An 18292-nucleotide genomic window follows, 5' to 3' on the forward strand; every position below is an offset into this window, starting at 1 on the left:
GTTGGGTGGACGGCGTGCTCGTGTCGCACGGACACGCTCGGTCCTGGGCATCGGACGTGGGAGTGTCAGCAGTGTGGCCGACGCGCGGTGCTGGGGTGTCTAGAGGCGCCCGTGATGGGGCCGCTGGATGAGTATGGGTGCGCGGAGCGTCGGGGGAGCCTTCGGGATCGATAGGGGCTGGGCGCGTGTCTGCCGTACCCGGCGAGGGCGTCCCCGACTTCTGTGGCCGGCTGCCGGTACCTGCTCGGTCCAGGTCCGGGGGTTGTAGTCGAGGAGGGGATGGGATGGGGATCGAGCGCTTCTTGAGACTGCCACCAGGGCGATATAGACTGTTCTATATAGGAGGTGGTCGAGATGGCCATGCAGACCGTTGGTGCCAAGGAGGAGCTGCGGCGGGCGGCGAAGAGCCGTCGCCTGATGGAGGTGACGAAGCTGGACTACCGGCGGGCGCTCAAGCATCTTGCAGGGGCGGTGCCGCAGGTGGAGATCGCGCGGACCCTGGGGATCACGCAGCCGACGCTGAGCTCGAATCTGAAGACGGCGCGAACTGTGCCGGAAGCCGTTCCGGGGTTCTCCGGGGCGGGGCCGTACGAGATCTGCCAGCGGTTCGCGGCGGGTCTCATCGAGCGGGAGCAGCTCGTGGACGAGCTGACCCGGTGGGAGTACACGCCGATCCCCGAGGGGGAGTGGTTCGAGGATCCGCAGCCGTCGCCGGGGCCGGGGTCCTGGCGCGAGGTGGTCAACGCGGTGGACGAGGGGCTGATCGACGACGCCACCTACGACGAGGTTCTTCGGGCGAGCGTTGCGCACGCGGATAGGGGCGAGGCGCCGCGGTCGCATGCGTGATGCGATCGACGAGCACATCGAGCACGTCCGCGAGCTGACGCAACGGCACGGCCTCCTTGATCTGGACAGCCCGACGGCCTCGGTGCACAACCCGGAGTGGTTCGTGGGAGGCCGGCCCCTACGTGCTCGAGGACGGATGCATGCGGAGATCATCGGGAGTCTCCTGGACGGCGCGGACGCGGAGGGCCGGCGTCATGCGTTCGTCCTCGCGGGCGCTCCGGGTGCTGGGAAGAGCCATCTGTGCATGCATGAGCTGTCGGACGAGGTGGCCGGCCACGCGCATCTGGACGTTGATGATGTGAAGGCCGAGCTGCTCTGGCGGGCTGAGCGGGATCAGTCGTACGAGGAGTTCTTGAAGCCCGCGCTGGTGCGCGAGTACGAGGCGCGGGGGGAGAGGTTCTTTCCGCTGGAGCTGTCGGCGCTGGTTCATCGGGAGGCGGCGGGCATCGTGGACCTGGCGCGGGAGCGTGCGCTGAGTGCGGGGCTGCCGGTGGTGATCGACGGTGTGCTCTCGAATGGCGACCAGGCGGTGGCGCTGGGGCGGGAGCTCGAGGGGGCCGGCTACTCGATCGACGTGGTGTGCCTGGACGTGGCCCCGGAGGTGTCGGAGCACCAGATCCGTCATCGGTGGCGGGTGGCCTACGAGGAGACGCTGGCCGGCCATGGCGATCTGATGGGGGGCCGGTGGGTGCCGTCGTCGTTCGCGCAGCACGTCCTGCAGGGCCCTGGGGGGCGCAGCCTCCCGGCGGTGAGCGCGGAGCGCCTGGCCGATGAGGTCGAAGCGGTGAGCCGCTACCGCGTGTTCACGCGCGCCGGGGTCGACGATCCGACGCTGCTGGCCACGGACCTGTCGCGAGTGCGGGCCGGTGGGCCGCTGATCGACACGGAAGCAGCGCGGGCGTATCGCACGGCGCGCGGGACGCAGAGGCCCCGCCGCGCGGGGCGCGGCGGGGCCGTTGAGGGTGGCGTGGAGCGTTAGGCCGTCATCCGGTGGCGGTGTTGGAGGCCCAGGCGATGACGTCCTCGAAGTTCCAGACGAGGAGGCTGAGGCCGACAGCCGCGATGATGCCGAGGGTGACGTCGCGGGCGACCCACCCGCCGTCGTGACGCGGAATCCCGCACCCGTTGCCGTTGGTGCGCATGGGGCGGCGGCAGCGGCCCTCGCCGCGGCGCGGGGCTCCGCAGGTGAGTCGTCCCCGGCGCCCGTTCCAGAGGGTGCTGATGATGCGCCACGCCGCGAGGACGATGATGGCGGCGACGATCGCGTGGCGGAGGGTGATGCCGCTGTCGCCGAGGGGGATGTTGAGGGTCTGGAAGGCGTCGGGGTTCATCGGCCCTGCCCGGTGTCGCGGTCGTGGCCGCCGGTGCGCTGCTGGCGGGTGCGGTGGTCCAGGCCGTGCTCCTTGAGCTTGCCGGGGTTGTAGCCGGACCAGCGGTCCCCGTCGGGGGTCTCGACGATGGGGGCCTGGGCGAGGCCCTGCTGCTTGAAGCGGGCGACGAGGTCGGGGTGCTCCTGGAGGGGGATCTCCTCGTACTCGACGCCGGCCTTGTCGAGGGCTCGCTTGGTGGCGGCGCAGCCGACGCAGTCGGGGAGGCTGTAGACGGTGACCTCGGCTTCGACCTTGGCGGCGGTGTCGGCGACGGCAGCGACCTTCTCGGACGCTTGCTGGACGGATTCCTGGACCGCGAGGACGCCCTCATGAGCCTGGTCGGGGCGAAGCTGCTCGACAACCTGTCCGAGGCGTGCGTTGGCGGTTCGGAGGTACTCCTGGGCCGCCTCGCTGTCCTCGCTGATGCTGGCGATCGCTCGCCGCACGTCGAGTCGTGCCGCGGCGACGTCCTCGAGCCCACTGGGAAGAGGTGCGGACTCGTCCAGCTTGGAGGCCACGTAGTTCGCGTCCAGGGGGCTGATGCCGGTGCTCTCGCGGATGTCCTGTACGTCGAGCGGGGCGACGTGCTCGCCGAGGCCGGCGAGCTGCTGACGAACCTCCTCGGGCGAGAGCGGGGAGGTGCCGTAGGGGATCGCGTCGCGGGCGACGGCATCGTGGTAGACGCTCACGGCTTCGTCGCTTCCGGGGGCGGCCTCACCGTCGCGGTAGGCGCGAAGGTTCTCGTCGAGCTCGTTGATCCAGTCGCGGGCGAGGTCGGGACGATCGGCCTCGAGGTACGCCTTCACCATGGTGGTCGACTGGATCCAGTCGGCGGCCACGCGCTCGGGGGTGAACGGCTCGTCGAGGGCGTCGGTCGCCCACTCCCGCTCGGCGCCGGCGGCGGGCCCCGGCTGCTGCGTCTGGGGGGCGTTGGTGCTCTCCTCCAGGCGCGTGCGGAGGTCCGCCACGTTCTCGTTGAAGCGGCGCCAGTCCTTGTGCACTGTCACGGTGCGGTCGACGAGGAAGCTGAAGCGCTCGGCGATGGCCGTCATCTGGTCGGCTGTGAGATCGAGTGTGGCAGCGGCTTCCTGTGCTGTCGCGGCACGCGGGCCGGCGCCCTGGTCCAGGGTGAAGCTCCAGCTGCGCTGCTCGTCATCGAGGTCGAGATCGATGGTGGCCCGACCATCCCGATCCTCTAGCTCGAGGCTCATGCGCCCGGGGGCGTCGAAGTCTGCGCGAAGGTCGTCCGGGAGGGTTTCTGCGCCAGGGTGATCCCAGATGTGGCGGAAGAGATCCATGGAGACCGCGTTGGCGTGGCTGTCCCGGATGGGCGCGGCCTCATCGAGCTGCTGCTGCAGCTTGAGGGTACTGCGCTCATCGTCGAGGTCTGCCTCGCGCTGTGCTCGGTTGGTCAGCGGCTGTTCGGTCATGACGTCCCCCGTGGTGATGATGCCGCTCCTTGCGGCGTGCTTCCTTCTTGGCCGGTATCGCCGCTCGCGCCACCGACCTACGGCGAGGGTGCGAGTGACCGGTTGTCAGGACGATGGCGCTTCTACTCGTGCGCCGCGTCCTCACTGTCGTCCGTTGTCTGGTTCTCGGTGCGCTTGCGCGGCGCGCGACGCCGCGGCGGCCGCTCGGGAGTTTCGAGGCCGAGCTGCTCGAGCTCCTTCTCGTCCCAGCCGGCCTTCTGAGCGTCCTTGAAGGCATCGCTGTAGCCGCGCAGTTCCTCTGCAAGCTGCTCCTTGGCCGCGGTCAGGGAGGTAGCTCGATCCGCCAGAGCGCGTGCGGTCTCGAGGCGGCGGTCCATCAGGGAACGGACCTTCTCGTCGATCGGGTGCGCATCCTGCGGGGAGCTGTGACTTGCTTCATCCATGCCGTCACGCTACCTACGCGCAGTCGGAGTAGCAAGACCCAAACGGGTCAACAACGCCGGAGCAAGATGGAGATTTAGCTATGCTAAGTCGATCTTGCCCGTTGCGCTTCGCGCGACCGGTGACCCACACTGGTGGGTGTCCACACGTTGTGTGGTCGTTGCACTAGGCGAGGAGGTACCGCTGTGGCGGGTGATGCGTTCGCGATTGCGCGCCGTGGTCGGCGCCGTGCGAATGCGGATGAGCCGCGCGAGGTCTCCCTTCAGTTGAAGGTGACGGCGAGTGAGAACGAGATGCTCAAGTCGCTGGCTCGCGCGCAGGGGGTGTCGCGCCAGGCGGTGCTCATGCGCGCGGTGCTGACGGGTGGTACGGACGCCGCGGCGCGCTATGAGCGGCTGCGTGAGGAGCTTGCTTCAACACGGCTGCTGCTCGCGAACGTTGCGAACAATCTGAACCAGCTCGCTCATCAGGCGAACGCGTACGCGCTCGGCGGGGGCACTCCGGTGCACGCGGAGGATGTGGCGTCCGCCGTCGAGGATGTGCGGGCCGTGATTGCGCGGGTTCAAGAGGTTTCCGAGAGGGCCCAGCGGTGAGCGGCGCAGGCTCCGTGAGCGCGGCGACTCTGATCCGGTTGCCTCCTTCGAATTGCGTGAAGGGGGTTCGCCGTGCTCGCTAAGCAGCTCGCGATCGGGTCGACGCCGGCCAGCCTCGTGAAGTATCTGTACGGCGCTGGGCGTGCCAACGAGCACGAGAACCAGCGCTTGATCGCCGGGTCCGAGCGGCTCACCGTCGCGTTCGGCCCGCTCGATGTCGCGCATGATTCGGAGGCTCAGGCGGCTCTTGCGCGCGAGTTCGACGGGGCATGGCGCCAGGTGCGTCGGGAGCGCGGGTTGCCGCTCGAGGTTCCCGAGGGGGAGAAGGTCCGTGGTGCCGCGCGCGGCGATCGCGTCTACCACGCGACGCTCTCGCTGGGCACGCATGAAGGGTCGTTCACCGACGCGGAGTGGGCGAAGGCCGCGCGCATGTTCGTCGCGGAGATGGGCTTCATCGACGACAAGAACGGGCTCGCCGACTGCGCCTGGATGGCCGTCCACCACGGCTCGTCGAAGGACGGCAACGATCACGTCCACATCGCCGTGAACCTGGTGCGGGAGGATGGCCGACGCGCCGACATCCACCAGTCCAAGCGGCGCACCGCGCAGGCTGGCGCCCGCGTCGCCGGGGCCATGGGCAAGGACTCCGTCTTCGACGCCGAGATCACGTCCGGCATCGGCAACGTCTCGCGCGCGGAGTACGAGCGGGCAATGCGCGAGAAGCGAGACGCCGACCGTGTGCTGGTGCGGCGACGACTCGCGGGCGCGGCGTGGCAGGCGGGCAGTGAGGGAGAGTTCGTGCGCACTGCGCGGGCATCCGGCCTGCTGGTTCGACCACGCTATGAGCAGGGTGGGCTGGTGAAGATCACGGGCTACAGCGTCGCACTGGCCGACACCGAGAAGGCGATCTGGTTCGCGCCCTCGAAGCTCGACAAGAGCCTGGGGCTGCGCGCGTTGCGCGAGGCCAACGGCTGGGACTTCGATACGCAGATGACGGCTGTCCCGGTCTGGCGCGAGAGCGCCCGGAGCAAGCATGGCGGCGACCGTTTGCGACTGCCCGTGGAGGACGAGATCAAGCGGGTCCGGGTCACGCTCACGAAGGAGTACACGGAGATCCATTGGCGACCGGCCGCGGCCGAGGCGTCGAAGATCCTGGGTGCATGGTCGGTGCAGGCGGAGGGCCGTCGCGGCGGGCCGCTCGCCAAGGCCTCGGACGCCCTGGCGAAGGCGGCGCAGCCGCCGCGCCGCTCGGGGCGCGAGGCCGGTGTCGAGGCGGCAGTGACGATCGGCGCGGTCGTCGCCGCCTCGTCTAAGAACGACACTGCCGCGCAGATCGCAGTGATCATGCAGCTGATGAAGCTCGCTGAGGCCACCGCGCGTGCCGCGGCTGCTGAGAAGGAAGCTCACCGCGCCCGCGAGATGTATGAGCGGGCCGTAGTGCCGCTGAACCTTCAGGCCGGCATGCTCCGCTTCGGGCGCTCCCAGGAGCAGCTCCGGGCACTGGAGCGAACCGACCCCGAGGCCGCGGAGGTTCTGCGGATCACGGGCGGGGCGGGAGCGCGCAAGCCCACGGGCGTGGACACGTCCATCTTGGATTCGGAGACTGTCGCGGCCATCGCCCCACAGGAGTCTGGCCGACCGAGGGCCACCACGAGCACGCCGCGCCCGGCCCGGGCACGGCGCACCCCCGTCGAGCGCGGCGAGGGCTACGAGAGGTAGGAGGGGCAGTCATGGCACCTGATGTCGAGGACGATCTGTTCGGGAACAGTGCGTCCGCGCCATCATCTCGGTGCCCTTCGACCCCGCGCTCGACAGCGGCGGCGAGATCGGCTTCGAAGCCCTCCAGCCCGCTACCCGCGCCGCTACCAGGAAGCAACCGCCACAATCGCCCATGGCCTCGCGCTCGGCGAAAGCCGATGAACCCCGACACGCCGCCTCACATCAGTGCGCATTTCTGCCAAACTCTGTAGTGTGGCTCGCATGACCAGCCCGCGAAAGCGCCCTCAGGGGCGGCCCTCCCTCGGAGAGCGCCGTCAGATCGCGACGCGCATCCCGGTGGAGGTGGCCGACAAGATCGATCGCCTCTCCCAGCTGACCGGGCGGCCCATGGGACAGATCGTCTCTGATCTGGTGGTCAAGTACTCCTCGGAGATCGACCCCGACGCATACGAGCTCGGTGCCGACCAGCCGCGGATGACGTTCGAGGAGCACACGAAGAAGTCCGCATAAAGACTTCGCCCCCGACCTGTTAGCGCAGGTCGAGGGCGATTCAAGAGTCTTCGGCAGCTAGTTGACGCTAGCCCCGAGGGCGAACCTTTGAGAGGAGGTTCCGTAAGTTGTTGCCCCCAGGATACGGGGGTCGCTTCGCCGCAAGCAAGTGCGGTGAGCCCGGCGTGTCTGCGCACACGCCCGCGACCCCTCAGCAGCCGGACCCGTGGCTCCTCACCCAGACCATTAGCCCGCGCCCTACCGTGCGCGTGGCCAGCGTCGACGCCTACGGCGAGACCCTGAACCAGTACTCGAGCACGCAGCGCGTCGGCCCCACTCCTCCCGAGACCCCGTGGGCCATCAACCTCACCGGCCCCGACCGGCGCTTCCACTTCCTCTGCTTCGACCATGACGCCAAGACCGAGGGCGCGGCCGCGGCCGCGGCCCGTGACGCCGAGGTAACCGCCGGGCTCCTCGCCAGCGCCGGCCTCGAGCCCGTGGTGTGCGCGTCCGGCCCCGGCGGCGGCCGCCACGTCTGGGCCGCCCTGGCCGAGCCCGTCGACGCCGAGACCGTCGCCACGCTCGCCCGGCTCACCAAGCATCTGTGCCCCACCCTCGACCTCTCCCCCCTCACCAACGCCGCCGCGGGATGCGTGCGCCCCCCGGGTGCCCCGCACCGTGCCGGCGGGGCCTCCGAGGTGATCGCCGGCAGCGTCGCCGCGCTCATCCGTCCCACCGGCACGGCCGCTCAGGTCCGCGCCGTTCTCGAGGACGTCGCCCAGCGCATCGAGACCGCCGAGCCGGCACACGTGCCCGACGCCCGCCGTCCCCTGCCCGTGGACGCCCACCGCCACCGCTACCTCCCCGGCCCCCGCCGACCCCTCCCCCGCGCCAGCGCGGACGCGCTCGACGAGGACGCCGCCATGGGCGACGCCTCCGCCGTGCTGTGGCGCGTTCTCATTGGCGCCGCGGCCGCCAGATGGCGCTACGAGGACGTCGCCGCCCTCATCGACCGCCCCGGCATGGCCCACGTGCGCAGTAGCCGCGACCGCGGCCGCCGCCTCCCCCGCACCCCGGCCGACAGCGCCGCGATCCTCCGCCGGCAGTGGGACAAGGCCGTCCAGCACATCGCCGCGAGCCCCCGCCACGCCGAGGGCGAGGACGACCCGACCTTCGACCCGCGCGCCGGTGCGATCGCCGCGCACGTGCGCCAGGTCCAGCAGCGCGCCGACACCGCCGCCGGCCGCTGGACCACTCCCGCCGGCCCCACCGACCGCCGAGTCCTCGACACCCTCTGCATGCTCGCCCTGCAGGGCCTCACGGCCTCTGTGGAGGCCGATATCCGCCGCCTAGGACTCCTGGCCGGCATCGGCCGCGAAACCGCGCGCACGGGCCTCCTGCGCCTCGCACAGGACGGATGGATCACCCAACACTCCCCCGCCGAGGGAGTGCGCGCCGCGCGCTGGACGATCGCTTCCCCGAGCGTCCTCCACAACTCCCCGACCGAGAGTCGGTCACAAGCGGACCCGCGCGCCGCCCCGCCCCGCACCGGCGCCGCCGACCGGACCACCCTGCTCGCTACCCTCCGCGCCCGCCTCACGGACGCCGCACACGACGCCTTCACCCCCGGAGCCCACGGCCACCACGCAGGGAACCTCTACGCCCGCACCAGCCAAGACCCCCAGAGCCCCGCAGACCTCGCCCACCTCACCGGAGCTTCCCTGCCCCGCACCCTCCGTGCCCTCGAGCGCCTTGCCGAAGACGGCGTGCTCCTCGCCGGCCCCGACGGCTGGCGACGACCCTCCCGCGATGCGCGAGCAGCAGCCGCGACCCGACACGGCACCAGCGGCCGCCTCGAGCAGCGCGCCCGCACCTACGCCCTCGAGCGCGACCTCTGGACCTGGTGGCAGGCAGAGCAGGCATGGATGCGCGCACCTCGCCGCACCCCCGCCCAGCGCCGCGCCGGCCACGGACAGCTCGCCATCATCCCCAGCCCCGAGACCACGAGCTACGGCGCACACCCCCGACGCGCCGACGGCCGCGCCGACTACCGCGCCGCCCGCGCCATCCGCCTCGAGGACCACCGACCGACCGAGCAGCCCACACCAGTAGCCCAGCGCGCAGCCTGAGCGCGGCCTCCGTCAGCCCCGGCGAGCACACTCGATCCATGGACATGATCAAGACCGCCGCCGGCTGGACCCTTCCCGACCCCGGCCCCTGCACGTGCGGGGAGACGGCGGCGATGCGCGGCTGGGAGTTCTGCCGCTGCACCGGCGCGGCCGGCGGCGGGCACCCCGCCTGGCGATGCCGACGATGCGACCGCGTGCGGACTCTCGGATGCTTCGGCCACATCGAGGTCATGAACGACTACGGCGGGCGAGCGTGACCCCCTCCCCTCCGCGTGATCGTGGGGCACGTGGGGCTGCCGCGGGTGCTCCGCACCCTTGCCCTCGAAAGCCAGGAGAGGGCGCGATGACAGCTGTACCCGACAAGGGCGTCCCCGACCCGCGAGGATCAGCCGCCGATCCCAGCCCGGTCCCGGACCTGTGGTCCAGACCAAGGAGCTACAGCGAAAAGAAAATGTTCTCCAAGGACAGCGGATTGAGGGTGTGGGGCGGGTGAGCGCATCGGCGCCGGCGGCTGCATGGGCACGTCGAAGGAGCTGAGGACACAAGGAGTAGGAGGGCGCAGCCTGGCCTGCCGTCCGCCGGATGACCTGCACGAACTACACCGAAGTAATACCGGCATTAGGGTTGCGCTGGTAATGCCAGCATTATAGACTGAGGGCACATCAGGAAGCAGTACCGAGAGGAGCGAGACCATGAACGCCGCCACCGTCACCGTCTACTCGAAGCCCCTGTGCGTGCAGTGCGACGCGACCAAGCGGGCTCTGACCAAGGCCGGCATTGCCTACATCGTCGTCGACGTCACCGAGGACGCGGTGGCACTGGCCAAGATCAAGGCCCTGGGGTACATGCAGGCGCCCGTCGTCATCGCCAACGAGGATCACTGGTCCGGCTTCCGCCCCGACCGCATCAAGACCCTGACCCCCGCCGCCTGACCCCCAATAACTCTATTACCAGCTTAGGAGCTATCGTGTCGAGCACCACCACCCGCACCGTCGATGCCACCGCCACCCTCACGATCGAGTGGAGCGAGGCCACGCACCTTGACCGCACGAAGGGTCGCGCTCTCCCCCTCGGCTACGGCGCCGCCCTCCTCGAGGCCGAGCACGTGCGCGAGCTGATCGAGCGGGGCGGCCGGGGCGGCTACCACAAGACCGGCTTCCTGATCACGTTCACCCGTGACGGCGAAGACGAGCCCAGCACCTGGCAGGGCCGCTACGACCTCGGGTGCGACACCGCCACCCTGGCCGAGCACGTCGCCGGCTATGCCGAGCACGCTCCCCGTGTGCTCCGCGGCCGCGGCCACACCAAGGAGCAGTTCGACCAGATGCAGCGCGACGCCGAGCACATCGTGCGCTGCATCGAGGCGCAGCGCCTCGGTCGCCGCTACTACCTCGCCTGACCACCCCGAGGGGCCGGCGAAACCATCGCCGGCCCCTCCCCTAATAACTCTATTGCCAGCTAAGGAGTCGTCATGACCCGCGCCGTCGCCACCTACGTCAGTCCTTCGATGGAACGCTACGAGCTGCCTGCCGACACTCCCGACGTCTTCGTGCTCTCCCTGTGCGAACAGTGCGCCCTCGCCGTGGCCGGCCACACCAGCGCCGACACCGGCGACCCCGCCACGGACGAGGCCTCCATGTGGATGGAGGATCAGTGGGGCTACCCCTACGCCACCGAGGTCACCACCGCCACCCCGACGCCATGCAGTACCACCACTTGCGATGGCTGCGGGACCGGCGCCGCCGGCCGCCGACACCCCGCGATTGCCTACCGAATCGACTAACCTTCTTGACCCCAATAACTCTATTAGAGACAATGGGGCCATGACCGAGGAGGCCACCATGAAACAGCTCTCCATCTTCGATGAACTCGAGCGACAAGACGTGGCCGCCCGCGCCGCAGACGATTCCCTTAAGGGGTGCCAGGCCCGCTACGAGCGCGGCGAGCTGCTACCGGGGGAGAGCTGTCCCGGATGCGGTCACATCTTCGCGCGAGGCGGCTACGACGGCTCCCGCGACCACTACGTACACCAGGACCCCGCAGGCATCATCTGTGCCGGCATGGAGCTAGCCCGTCGCCAGCTCGCCATCGCGCTTTCGGGTGACCCGCAGTGGCAGAGAGGCGACGAGGCGTAGCTCGCGATCGCCGCCGGCTGGCCCGAAGCCACCGTGCGCGCCTGGCAGGCCGCCCCCCGCGAGCTGCTGCATGCACTGCGCTCACCTAACGCTTCCCATATCGCCGAGACCGAGGAGGGCATGAACTAGCCAGACCTATTGACGCTAGTAACTCTATTGACAACAATGGATGCAACGAAACGAAGGAGGCTCCCAATGAGCTACATCGTCCGTACCGGAAACCTCGCCGCCGCCCCCAAGCTCCAGCAGGGGGAGCGCGGCTCCTACACCTACGCCCGCGTGATCGTCACCGACAGCACCAAGAAGGGCGACGACTACGTCGACGGCCCGGCCATCGCCTACGACGTCGCCGTCAGCGGCCGTGACGCCGAGCGCCTGGTGGCCACCGCCGAGCGCGACGGCAACGTGCGCGTGATCTTCGCCGGCCGCTACTACGTCACCGAGTACACCGCCAAGGACGGCACCACCCGGTTGCAGCACAACGTGCAGGCCGACCAGATCGGCGTCAGCTTCCGCGGCCAGGACGTCCACGTGCCCGGCAAGAAGCAGCAGCCCAGCGAGTGACCGCAGTAGGGGAGGGGCCGAACCGCCAGCCCCTCCCCACCCTCCACCACCGAAAGGTCGCCACCAGTGAAGACCATCGCCATGTGCAACCAGAAGGGCGGCGTCGGGAAGACCGCCACTACCGCGCAGCTCGCCCGCGCCGCCGTGCGCCAAGGGCGTCGGGTGCTCGTGGTCGACGCCGACCCCCAGGGCAACGCCACAACCGCCCTAGCCGCAGAAGAGCTACCCCAGGACGCCGCCGGCCTCGCAGACGTCCTCAGCTCCCGCACGGACACGACCGTGGCCGACGTGATCGTTCCGGGCGTCTGGCCCGGCCTCGAGGTCCTACCGACCGTCGGCGGCGGCAGCCTCGGACTCGTCCGCGATGAACTGATCCAGACTGCTATCGGCCGCGAGGGGCGCCTCCGCGACGCCCTCGCCGCCGCCGGCGAGGCGTGGGACCTCGTGCTCATCGACTGTGCCCCGAGCCTCGATCAGCTCACCATCAACGCCCTGGCCGCCGCCGACATCGCCGCAGCCGTCACCGAGGCCGACCGCTTCGCCTCGCACGGACTCGTGCAGCTCATCGAGACTATCGGTCTCGTCCGCCAGCACTACCGGCCCTCCCTGCGCCTGACGGGCGTCATCGTCAACCGCTACCGCCCGCGCGAGCGTGAGGCCCGCACCTGGCTCGAGGAACTACGCGGCGCCTCGGAGGCCATGGACTTCCCACTGCTGGACCCCCCGATCCCATACCGCGCCGGCATCGCCGCCGCGATGGCCGCCGGCGCCGGCATCGACGAATGGACCGCCATGCCCCGCGCACAGCGCGACGAGCTCGCAGCCCTCTACACCGCCCATCTGCACACCATCACCCAGGAGGCATGACCCCATGGCCACCACCAACAAGCCCCGCAAGACCAGCCCCTTCGCCGGGGGCAGCCCCGTCAACCCGCCCACGCCAGCCCCGGAACAGTCCCCGGCGCCGGCCCCGGCGCGCGCGGAGCGGACCTTCGCCCCGGCGGCAGCCCCGACCGGGAAGAAGTACCCGCCAAAGGTCACGTTCTACCAGCCCCAGGACGACACCGCCCGGATGCGCGGAGCCTTCCGCCACACCGACCGCGAGGAGGGGGACCGCAGCCTCTCCGACTTCATCCACAAGGCCGTCATGGCCGAGGTGGAGCGCCGCGAGAAGAAGTACAACAGCGGCAAGCCGTTCCCCGACCTCGAGGCCGGCAGCATCCCGCGCGGCCGACCGATGGGGGAGTGAGAGGCTATTAGCACGACCTCAGACCCTCTCGACATCGCCCATCTCGCCCGCACCGTCAGAACCGCGGCCGTCGCGCTCACGCCCCGCGAGCGGATGAGTCTCGCGCATGCCGTGGACGCTGCGCAGGACCACCACGACAACGCCCACGCTGACTTCACTTGGAGCCCCACCCAGTAAGAGGACCCATCGCGGACTGTGCTGAATCGTGCTCTCCCGACAACCGAACAGTCCAAACCCAACCGATTTACGCACAATCACAGATTTGGAAGTGGCAATGTCAATTGATGAGAAGTTCACTATGAGAGTTAGCGCCAAGGGGTGGACGCTGGCCGCAGCAGGCGTAGCCGTTGCCGTCCTTATCGGCATTCAAGTGTGGGCACTTCCGGAAATAGCGGAAAGTACGCTTAGGGCTTTTCCGGAGCTTGCTCCGTGGTATTCCACTGCCCTGGTATGGGGTTGGGTTCAGCTGCTGCTTCTCGAGCTGATGATTGCCGCCGCGGCACTCGATAGGATTCGTAATCGAGATAGTGCGGCATCTGTGGTCGAGTCGGGCTACGTGTACGCCTCGGTCAGTTTTGCCGCCGCGTTCACGGTTCTGTCGATTGGCGCTCTATATGTGATGTGGGACCTTGGATTCACCACGCCTGGAGCAACATGGGGGGCAATCGCCATGGCACTTTTCGGAGTAGTGTGGAGTGTTTCGGGAGCACTACTTGTTCGAGTCCGAGAGGCCTGACCTTTGAATAAGGTCAGGCCTCTCGCGCTTCGAGGGTGTCCAGTCTAGCCCTTGATTGGCACTCGGTATGTCTGGTAGTGGAACACAGTCTTGGGTGCATTCGACACGAGCGTGTCCCGGAATGATGTCTGGGCCTCGGGGCTTGCCTGCCAGGAGCCACCCGAGTACTTGGCCGCCGCGCAAACCTGCTTAGAGGTTCTGCTCCCCTGGGTGTACCACATGCACACCTTGGCAATTCGCTTCCCCTCGTAAACGTTTCCAGATGCCTTGGCGTACCCTTTGTAGAACACTTGGCTACCGGCTTCGACGGAGTATGCGTAGCTTGTTCCCCAGGTTGCCATTGGGGTTATTGTCCCCGGCGCCCTTTCAGAGAATGTCTCGCCGATTGTTCCGCCGCCTCCCGAGACAACTTTCGAGGTTTCGACGATTTCCAGACCATTTTCGGCTGTGTATGTGGTCCCCCCGACCACTAGCGTCTCTGTAGGCTGTTCGCCTGGCTCAGCAAAAGCTGCCTGTGGGGCCATAATGGCCGCCATCAGTGCACTGAGCGCAAATACCGTTCGAAGTTTCATCGTCGTCCCACCTATCTCGTTGATAATGCAACCGTGATGTGGATCACAACCGCAGTCGCGAGGATGGCACGCTCTTCGTCTCGCGTCAACCTCCGGGCGAACCCTCGGTGAGCGTCCACCAAAGTCCAGTGGCTCAACTTGCAGCTGCGTAGCAGCGGCCGTCTGCGGCGGGGTGCGCGTTGAGCCGGCAAACCTAGTGGTCGGCGCTCAGATCGCTGCCGGTGCACACGATGCGGCGGATTTCGTGGGCTGGGTCGCTCCGATGGCCGGTGGCCGGTGTGGCGATGGGTGGCGATTCGGGCCGGGTGTCGGCAGTGGGCAAGTGTGTGAGCCGCTAGGCGGATGAGGTGTCAGGTATCAATTTTCTTCGCGATGCTGCACGCCTTCGGGGCCGGAGGGCGTCCCAGTAATCAAGATTTCGGGGACGCCCAGCCAGCCCGACATCCCCGCAGCCCAACGATCCCAGAACCTTGACCCGAAACGACCTGGACCGAAACGCCTCGCGGGAGGTTTCTGGAACCTGGACCCAGGCCGATGCCCCCCCGCCGCAGGAGGGACGCCATTAGCGAGCAACAGACGAGGATGGACCTTGAGGGACCGGTGGTCGGAGCTGTTCGAGTCGCTGACCCCGGTGCAGTACCGGGCAATTGTGCAGGTGTTCGCCGCGTCCTGGCACGAGGGGTGGGAGATCAACTACGAGGACGTGAAGAACCTCTTGGACGAGACCACGGGAGCGATCGACGCCCAGGAGTACGAACGTCGAGTGATCGAGATGGCCCACGCTCGCACCACCGACGAGCCCATCGGCCCCCGCCTCGACGACCAACCCACCACCCATCCACGCTTAATTCCTCTGGAGGGCGTGCAGGCCATCCTGTCCATCAGCCGCTCCCAGGCCTACGCACTCGTGCGCTCGGGGGAGCTGCGCGCGATCCAGGTCGGCGGCCGCGGACAGTGGCGCGTCGAGCACGCCGAGCTCGAGGCGTACATTCAGCGCTGCTGCGAGGACACCGCGGAGCTCATCGCACGCGAGGAGGGGTCGACCCCTTGAGGTCGACCCCTCCCGTGCTCACCGCCGATGCCGACCGGCCCGCTGCCCGACCGGCCGCCTCGGACGCGCCGCCAGCGTCTCTGCCAGACGCAGTACCGCAGCCCCGAGGTTCAGCACCGCCGCCACCAGTCCCATGCCCATGACCAGCGCCTCCGCGATCTCCCGGCTCGCCTCCTCCCGTCACCGTGGGCGAGCCACCCTACGCGCGACCCCCGACCGCCGGGAGCTGCGCAGGCTCATTGTTGACGTCACGGTATGGCTTAACGCACCCCTCGGTTTACTTGATGTCGAACTCTCGCGAATGCTCTTGGCCGTTCTCGATCCATGTAACACTTATGGCTGCCCGGGAGGTGGCCGCACTGTACTGAACGTTAACCTGGCGCGTCTGGCCGTGCTGGACGGTTGTAGGGCCAGGCCAGTGTAGCCAAAAGTTGCCACCCTCTACGGCTTTTACCATGACACCTTCTGCATCGGCCTCTCCTCTGTTGGTTATCTCGACCCATCGCTTCGTTTCGTACTTTAGGCGGCCTCTACTGTCAGTCTTGGGTAGTCGCTCATAGCCAGGCTGCACAAGAAAGTCGACCCCGCCGCGCGAAGGAGCCCCCGACCCCTCAGTCTCCTTGATCTGCGCCACATCATGCTCGATGGCCGCCCATATCAAGCTATTAAGTTCAGTCGTGTTGACGAATTCGGCATATAAGCCCTCCAGCTTGGACTTAAAATCTCTCAGTTTTCCAAGCTCTTCGACATTGACGTCGTGAGGGATGGGTGCAGAGGAAAAGTAGGTATGGACCGGCTTTCCTGCCGCGTGGGCCCTCTTCATCTCTTCAGCCGTTCCAGACAGTTCGCGCGCCGTTTCACGGCCCAGCCTGGAGCCAAAGATCGCAATAACGATATCGGCATCGTCGACGAGCTGTTGGTTAATGACTTCCTGGGCATCATAGCCCATTTTTGGTACCGCGCTCGTCTCCCATCGGCGGGGCAAGAGAATCACGTTGCGATGGAGAGTGTTGGAGTCGTTCCAGGCCGCAAGCGAGTCGTAGACAGCTTGACGAGCCTCGGAGATGTCGGAGGGTGAGGCGATCATTACGTTGATAACTGTGGCGCGCTGCATGCCTCACTGTAGCCGGGTTACGAGCCGGTGGGAACGCCGCCCCGATAGGTGACATCGAATCTGGCTAATGCCGTCCGGGAACCGGAGCCTGTGCCCGCCAAGTGGTCGTGTTCCTGCCTCACTCGACCGACCGATCGTTACCTTAGCCTTCGTCTTCGCGCCGCTTACTCGCCTCCTGCTCGGCGTCCATCTTCTTCATCTGCTCGTCAACCCCCTTGCCGAGCCAGCCGAAAAACCTATCTGCCATCTCGGCACCCTTGGCCGTGCTCGCGCGCTTCGCCTCCTCCTCCTGACGCTGAGATTCCAGCTCTTGGCGCTCAGCCTCAAGTCGGAGGTCCAGGATCTTGGTGATCCGTTCATCGATGGCGCCCTTGATCTCCGTTGCCGTTGCCCTGTTGTCGCGCGAGAGATCGCGGATCTCCTCGAGAGCGCGTCTCGTCTCGCCCTCGGTGCGACGCGCAAGGTCGAGCTGTCGATGCGACGACACGCCCTGCCAGATGGCCACGCCTGCGGCGATAACTGCTACGACGAGGGAAGCGATAGCGACCGACACGGACACCTCCTGGTAGTGGTGAGCGGACGGGTGTGCCCGTGACGGGAGTATCCCACCGGCTAACCCATCGCCGCTCAAGCTGTGCACTAACCGACCGTCACATTTGGGTATACCCGGTGCGACGGATGTGTCGCAGAAGTGCCGATCTGGACCCTATTGGCAACCGTAAGCGACTGCCCGGTAACTGACGTGCTGGGGTGCCCCAGTTCGGTACATACTTCGCGGTGTATCGCGTGTGGGACGCGCTGCGGTCAGAGCGACAGTCCCGTACTTGAGGGGGCCTGCCCCACCGCCGGCCGACGGACGAAGCGATGCTGGCTCAGGTCAATTACGCTGACTCCTGCTGAGCGGTAGACGGTTCACGATCTCTGACATGGCGCCGTCGAACTTCGTCTCGTCGAAGTGGAAGCCACGATCCCAGCAGTATGCGATGGCCTCCTCGGTAAGGGCGGGATCGAGCCGGTGGTAAAAGGCCACCTCGAGTGCCTGCTGGGCGTACACCTTCGGACGAGCAGGGCGAACAGGGATCATCGCCCCGGGCAGTTCAGCGTGAAGCAGGGCACGCCATATCCCGTCGAACGTCTCGTACTTCAGCAGCCACGGCAACGAGTGCTCGAGGAAGTCGTCGAGGAAGTCGGCTCTGTCCGCCTCTGATGCGACCTGATAGAGCGCCGCGCGGTGTGCGAGTTCCAGTTGGCTATCGAAGATGCACTCGTGGAACGGTTTTGCGGGAGTCGGTGACGCAGCCACTACGGCTTGCAGGTCGCCGTCTACGGCCGCCCAGGGGCCCATGGATCTTGAACCCAACTCGAGCTGGAAGCGCACGGCGATCTCCGAGCAATCGAGCCGCCACGTGTTGATGCTCGCCTTGCGGAAGCCAGCCGCACGTAGGTGTGGGGCCACGCTCTGTCGTAACAGCTCCAAGGAGGCCCGGTTCGCTTCGGCGCGTTCGCGCTCACGTCTAGTCAGCATCAAGGTGCCTCTCCGGCTTGCGTGCACTCGCGACCATGGTGCCCTACTTGACGAAAAGTCGGCGCGTAAGCGGTTCGCAGTGGCACGTCGTGCTCGTGCGGGGGGGTTACGGCGTGTTCAGAATCGTCATCGCCACGCTAAATCCCAGCACGCAACCCACCTCAACGTCCAGCAGGCTTCGATCCTCGCGCTGTCGCTTTTAGGTATACCCAAACGCGACACCTGTCGCCGAGACGTATCCGCTGTTCCACAAGGTCAGTTCCCGTGTTTTGGCACATGTATCGGCTAGGGTCTAAGACATGAATGGAACACATCGGGCCCCGGGGCAG

General features: G+C 67.6%; 23 protein-coding genes. 16 read left to right on the plus strand and 7 right to left on the minus strand.

The annotated features are described in order from the left end of the window. Positions 1 to 354 precede the first annotated feature (354 nt). Together ACYVAP_RS16260 and ACYVAP_RS16265 are read left to right on the plus strand one after the other, a co-directional pair. Entirely contained in the window at positions 355 to 846 is a 492-nt protein-coding gene (locus ACYVAP_RS16260) for a hypothetical protein (RefSeq protein ID WP_498861528.1), read from the plus strand. Further along, entirely contained in the window at positions 839 to 1825 is a 987-nt protein-coding gene (locus ACYVAP_RS16265; RefSeq protein WP_498861529.1) for a DEAD/DEAH box helicase family protein, read from the plus strand. Before ACYVAP_RS16260 ends, ACYVAP_RS16265 begins: the two co-directional genes overlap by 8 nt. A gap of 4 nt (positions 1826 to 1829) precedes the next feature. On the opposite strand, the gene ACYVAP_RS16270 is transcribed toward ACYVAP_RS16265, so the two are convergent. The 3 genes from ACYVAP_RS16270 to ACYVAP_RS16280 form a co-directional block, all read right to left on the minus strand. After that, entirely contained in the window at positions 1830 to 2177 is a 348-nt protein-coding gene (locus ACYVAP_RS16270) for a hypothetical protein (RefSeq protein ID WP_498861530.1), read from the minus strand. After that, a complete protein-coding gene (locus ACYVAP_RS16275) occupies positions 2174 to 3646 on the minus strand; it encodes a thioredoxin domain-containing protein (RefSeq protein WP_498861531.1) in 1473 nt (490 codons plus the stop codon). The genes ACYVAP_RS16270 and ACYVAP_RS16275 overlap by 4 nt, the downstream gene beginning before the upstream one ends. Positions 3647 to 3768: 122 nt before the next feature. Then, the gene (locus ACYVAP_RS16280; RefSeq protein ID WP_498861532.1) at positions 3769 to 4089 is read right to left on the minus strand and encodes a hypothetical protein; all 321 of its coding nucleotides are present in this window, start codon (positions 4087 to 4089) and stop codon (positions 3769 to 3771) included. Positions 4090 to 4272: 183 nt separating this feature from the next. On the opposite strand from ACYVAP_RS16280, the gene ACYVAP_RS16285 reads away from it, so the two are divergent. From ACYVAP_RS16285 to ACYVAP_RS16345, 13 genes are all read left to right on the plus strand, one after another. Next, the gene (locus ACYVAP_RS16285) at positions 4273 to 4680 is read left to right on the plus strand and encodes a plasmid mobilization protein (RefSeq protein ID WP_498861533.1); all 408 of its coding nucleotides are present in this window, start codon (positions 4273 to 4275) and stop codon (positions 4678 to 4680) included. A gap of 72 nt (positions 4681 to 4752) precedes the next feature. Next, the gene (locus ACYVAP_RS16290; protein ID WP_498861534.1) at positions 4753 to 6399 is read left to right on the plus strand and encodes a relaxase family protein; all 1647 of its coding nucleotides are present in this window, start codon (positions 4753 to 4755) and stop codon (positions 6397 to 6399) included. Between the two features lie 261 nt (positions 6400 to 6660). Continuing rightward, positions 6661 to 6909 (plus strand): hypothetical protein, encoded by a 249-nt coding sequence (locus tag ACYVAP_RS16295; protein ID WP_498861535.1) that lies wholly within the window; start codon positions 6661 to 6663, stop codon positions 6907 to 6909. 248 nt (positions 6910 to 7157) lie between these two features. Next, positions 7158 to 9017, plus strand: a complete 1860-nt coding sequence (locus ACYVAP_RS16300; RefSeq protein WP_498861536.1) for a hypothetical protein — start codon at positions 7158 to 7160, stop codon at positions 9015 to 9017. Between the two features lie 38 nt (positions 9018 to 9055). Further along, entirely contained in the window at positions 9056 to 9274 is a 219-nt protein-coding gene (locus ACYVAP_RS16305) for a hypothetical protein (protein ID WP_498861537.1), read from the plus strand. A gap of 435 nt (positions 9275 to 9709) precedes the next feature. Beyond that, positions 9710 to 9949, plus strand: a complete 240-nt coding sequence (gene nrdH / locus ACYVAP_RS16310) for a thioredoxin domain-containing protein (RefSeq protein WP_498861538.1) — start codon at positions 9710 to 9712, stop codon at positions 9947 to 9949. A 35-nt stretch (positions 9950 to 9984) separates the two neighbouring features. After that, positions 9985 to 10416 carry an LPD25 domain-containing protein gene (locus ACYVAP_RS16315; protein WP_498861539.1) on the plus strand — a complete coding sequence of 144 codons (432 nt, stop codon included), beginning with the start codon at positions 9985 to 9987 and terminating at the stop codon, positions 10414 to 10416. Positions 10417 to 10488: 72 nt separating this feature from the next. Then, complete coding sequence (locus tag ACYVAP_RS16320) at positions 10489 to 10800, plus strand: hypothetical protein (RefSeq protein WP_498861540.1); 312 nt, start codon at positions 10489 to 10491, stop codon at positions 10798 to 10800. A 40-nt stretch (positions 10801 to 10840) separates the two neighbouring features. Further along, positions 10841 to 11152, plus strand: a complete 312-nt coding sequence (locus ACYVAP_RS16325) for a hypothetical protein (RefSeq protein WP_498861541.1) — start codon at positions 10841 to 10843, stop codon at positions 11150 to 11152. A gap of 195 nt (positions 11153 to 11347) precedes the next feature. Further along, positions 11348 to 11716, plus strand: coding sequence for a single stranded DNA-binding domain-containing protein (locus ACYVAP_RS16330; RefSeq protein ID WP_498861542.1), 369 nt, complete (start codon positions 11348 to 11350; stop codon positions 11714 to 11716). A gap of 66 nt (positions 11717 to 11782) precedes the next feature. After that, positions 11783 to 12583, plus strand: a complete 801-nt coding sequence (locus ACYVAP_RS16335) for a ParA family protein (protein ID WP_498861543.1) — start codon at positions 11783 to 11785, stop codon at positions 12581 to 12583. 4 nt (positions 12584 to 12587) lie between these two features. Next, entirely contained in the window at positions 12588 to 12965 is a 378-nt protein-coding gene (locus ACYVAP_RS16340; RefSeq protein WP_053916521.1) for a ParB family protein, read from the plus strand. Positions 12966 to 13239: 274 nt separating this feature from the next. After that, the gene (locus ACYVAP_RS16345; RefSeq protein WP_498861544.1) at positions 13240 to 13701 is read left to right on the plus strand and encodes a hypothetical protein; all 462 of its coding nucleotides are present in this window, start codon (positions 13240 to 13242) and stop codon (positions 13699 to 13701) included. A 44-nt stretch (positions 13702 to 13745) separates the two neighbouring features. Here the strand turns inward: ACYVAP_RS16345 and ACYVAP_RS16350 are convergent, their stop codons facing one another. Then, positions 13746 to 14273: a hypothetical protein gene (locus ACYVAP_RS16350; RefSeq protein WP_498861545.1), complete on the minus strand. Its 528-nt coding sequence runs from the start codon at positions 14271 to 14273 to the stop codon at positions 13746 to 13748. Positions 14274 to 14862: 589 nt separating this feature from the next. Here ACYVAP_RS16350 and ACYVAP_RS16355 point away from each other — a divergent pair. Continuing rightward, a complete protein-coding gene (locus ACYVAP_RS16355) occupies positions 14863 to 15324 on the plus strand; it encodes a helix-turn-helix domain-containing protein (protein WP_498861546.1) in 462 nt (153 codons plus the stop codon). 277 nt (positions 15325 to 15601) lie between these two features. On the opposite strand, the gene ACYVAP_RS16360 is transcribed toward ACYVAP_RS16355, so the two are convergent. The 3 genes from ACYVAP_RS16360 to ACYVAP_RS16370 all read right to left on the minus strand — a co-directional run bounded on the left by ACYVAP_RS16360 (position 15602) and on the right by ACYVAP_RS16370 (position 17963). Beyond that, positions 15602 to 16438 carry a DUF4062 domain-containing protein gene (locus tag ACYVAP_RS16360; protein WP_498861547.1) on the minus strand — a complete coding sequence of 279 codons (837 nt, stop codon included), beginning with the start codon at positions 16436 to 16438 and terminating at the stop codon, positions 15602 to 15604. A 142-nt stretch (positions 16439 to 16580) separates the two neighbouring features. Next, positions 16581 to 16991: a hypothetical protein gene (locus ACYVAP_RS16365; protein ID WP_498861548.1), complete on the minus strand. Its 411-nt coding sequence runs from the start codon at positions 16989 to 16991 to the stop codon at positions 16581 to 16583. 324 nt (positions 16992 to 17315) lie between these two features. Beyond that, positions 17316 to 17963 (minus strand): hypothetical protein, encoded by a 648-nt coding sequence (locus ACYVAP_RS16370; protein ID WP_498861549.1) that lies wholly within the window; start codon positions 17961 to 17963, stop codon positions 17316 to 17318. Positions 17964 to 18292: the final 329 nt, after the last annotated feature.

It is taken from the genome of Brachybacterium horti, assembly GCF_054777615.1.

Excerpts from the sequence above, each read along its gene's own strand:
- ACYVAP_RS16260 (WP_498861528.1), top strand. The coding sequence starts at position 355 with ATGGCCATGCAGACCGTTGGTGCCAAGGAGGAGCTGCGGCGGGCGGCG.
- ACYVAP_RS16265 (WP_498861529.1), top strand. The coding sequence starts at position 839 with ATGCGTGATGCGATCGACGAGCACATCGAGCACGTCCGCGAGCTGACG.
- ACYVAP_RS16270 (WP_498861530.1), bottom strand. The coding sequence starts at position 2,177 with ATGAACCCCGACGCCTTCCAGACCCTCAACATCCCCCTCGGCGACAGC.
- ACYVAP_RS16275 (WP_498861531.1), bottom strand. The coding sequence starts at position 3,646 with ATGACCGAACAGCCGCTGACCAACCGAGCACAGCGCGAGGCAGACCTC.
- ACYVAP_RS16280 (WP_498861532.1), bottom strand. The coding sequence starts at position 4,089 with ATGGATGAAGCAAGTCACAGCTCCCCGCAGGATGCGCACCCGATCGAC.
- ACYVAP_RS16295 (WP_498861535.1), top strand. The coding sequence starts at position 6,661 with ATGACCAGCCCGCGAAAGCGCCCTCAGGGGCGGCCCTCCCTCGGAGAG.
- ACYVAP_RS16305 (WP_498861537.1), top strand. The coding sequence starts at position 9,056 with ATGGACATGATCAAGACCGCCGCCGGCTGGACCCTTCCCGACCCCGGC.
- nrdH (WP_498861538.1), top strand. The coding sequence starts at position 9,710 with ATGAACGCCGCCACCGTCACCGTCTACTCGAAGCCCCTGTGCGTGCAG.
- ACYVAP_RS16320 (WP_498861540.1), top strand. The coding sequence starts at position 10,489 with ATGACCCGCGCCGTCGCCACCTACGTCAGTCCTTCGATGGAACGCTAC.
- ACYVAP_RS16325 (WP_498861541.1), top strand. The coding sequence starts at position 10,841 with ATGACCGAGGAGGCCACCATGAAACAGCTCTCCATCTTCGATGAACTC.
- ACYVAP_RS16330 (WP_498861542.1), top strand. The coding sequence starts at position 11,348 with ATGAGCTACATCGTCCGTACCGGAAACCTCGCCGCCGCCCCCAAGCTC.
- ACYVAP_RS16340 (WP_053916521.1), top strand. The coding sequence starts at position 12,588 with ATGGCCACCACCAACAAGCCCCGCAAGACCAGCCCCTTCGCCGGGGGC.
- ACYVAP_RS16345 (WP_498861544.1), top strand. The coding sequence starts at position 13,240 with ATGTCAATTGATGAGAAGTTCACTATGAGAGTTAGCGCCAAGGGGTGG.
- ACYVAP_RS16350 (WP_498861545.1), bottom strand. The coding sequence starts at position 14,273 with ATGAAACTTCGAACGGTATTTGCGCTCAGTGCACTGATGGCGGCCATT.
- ACYVAP_RS16360 (WP_498861547.1), bottom strand. The coding sequence starts at position 16,438 with ATGCAGCGCGCCACAGTTATCAACGTAATGATCGCCTCACCCTCCGAC.
- ACYVAP_RS16370 (WP_498861549.1), bottom strand. The coding sequence starts at position 17,963 with ATGCTGACTAGACGTGAGCGCGAACGCGCCGAAGCGAACCGGGCCTCC.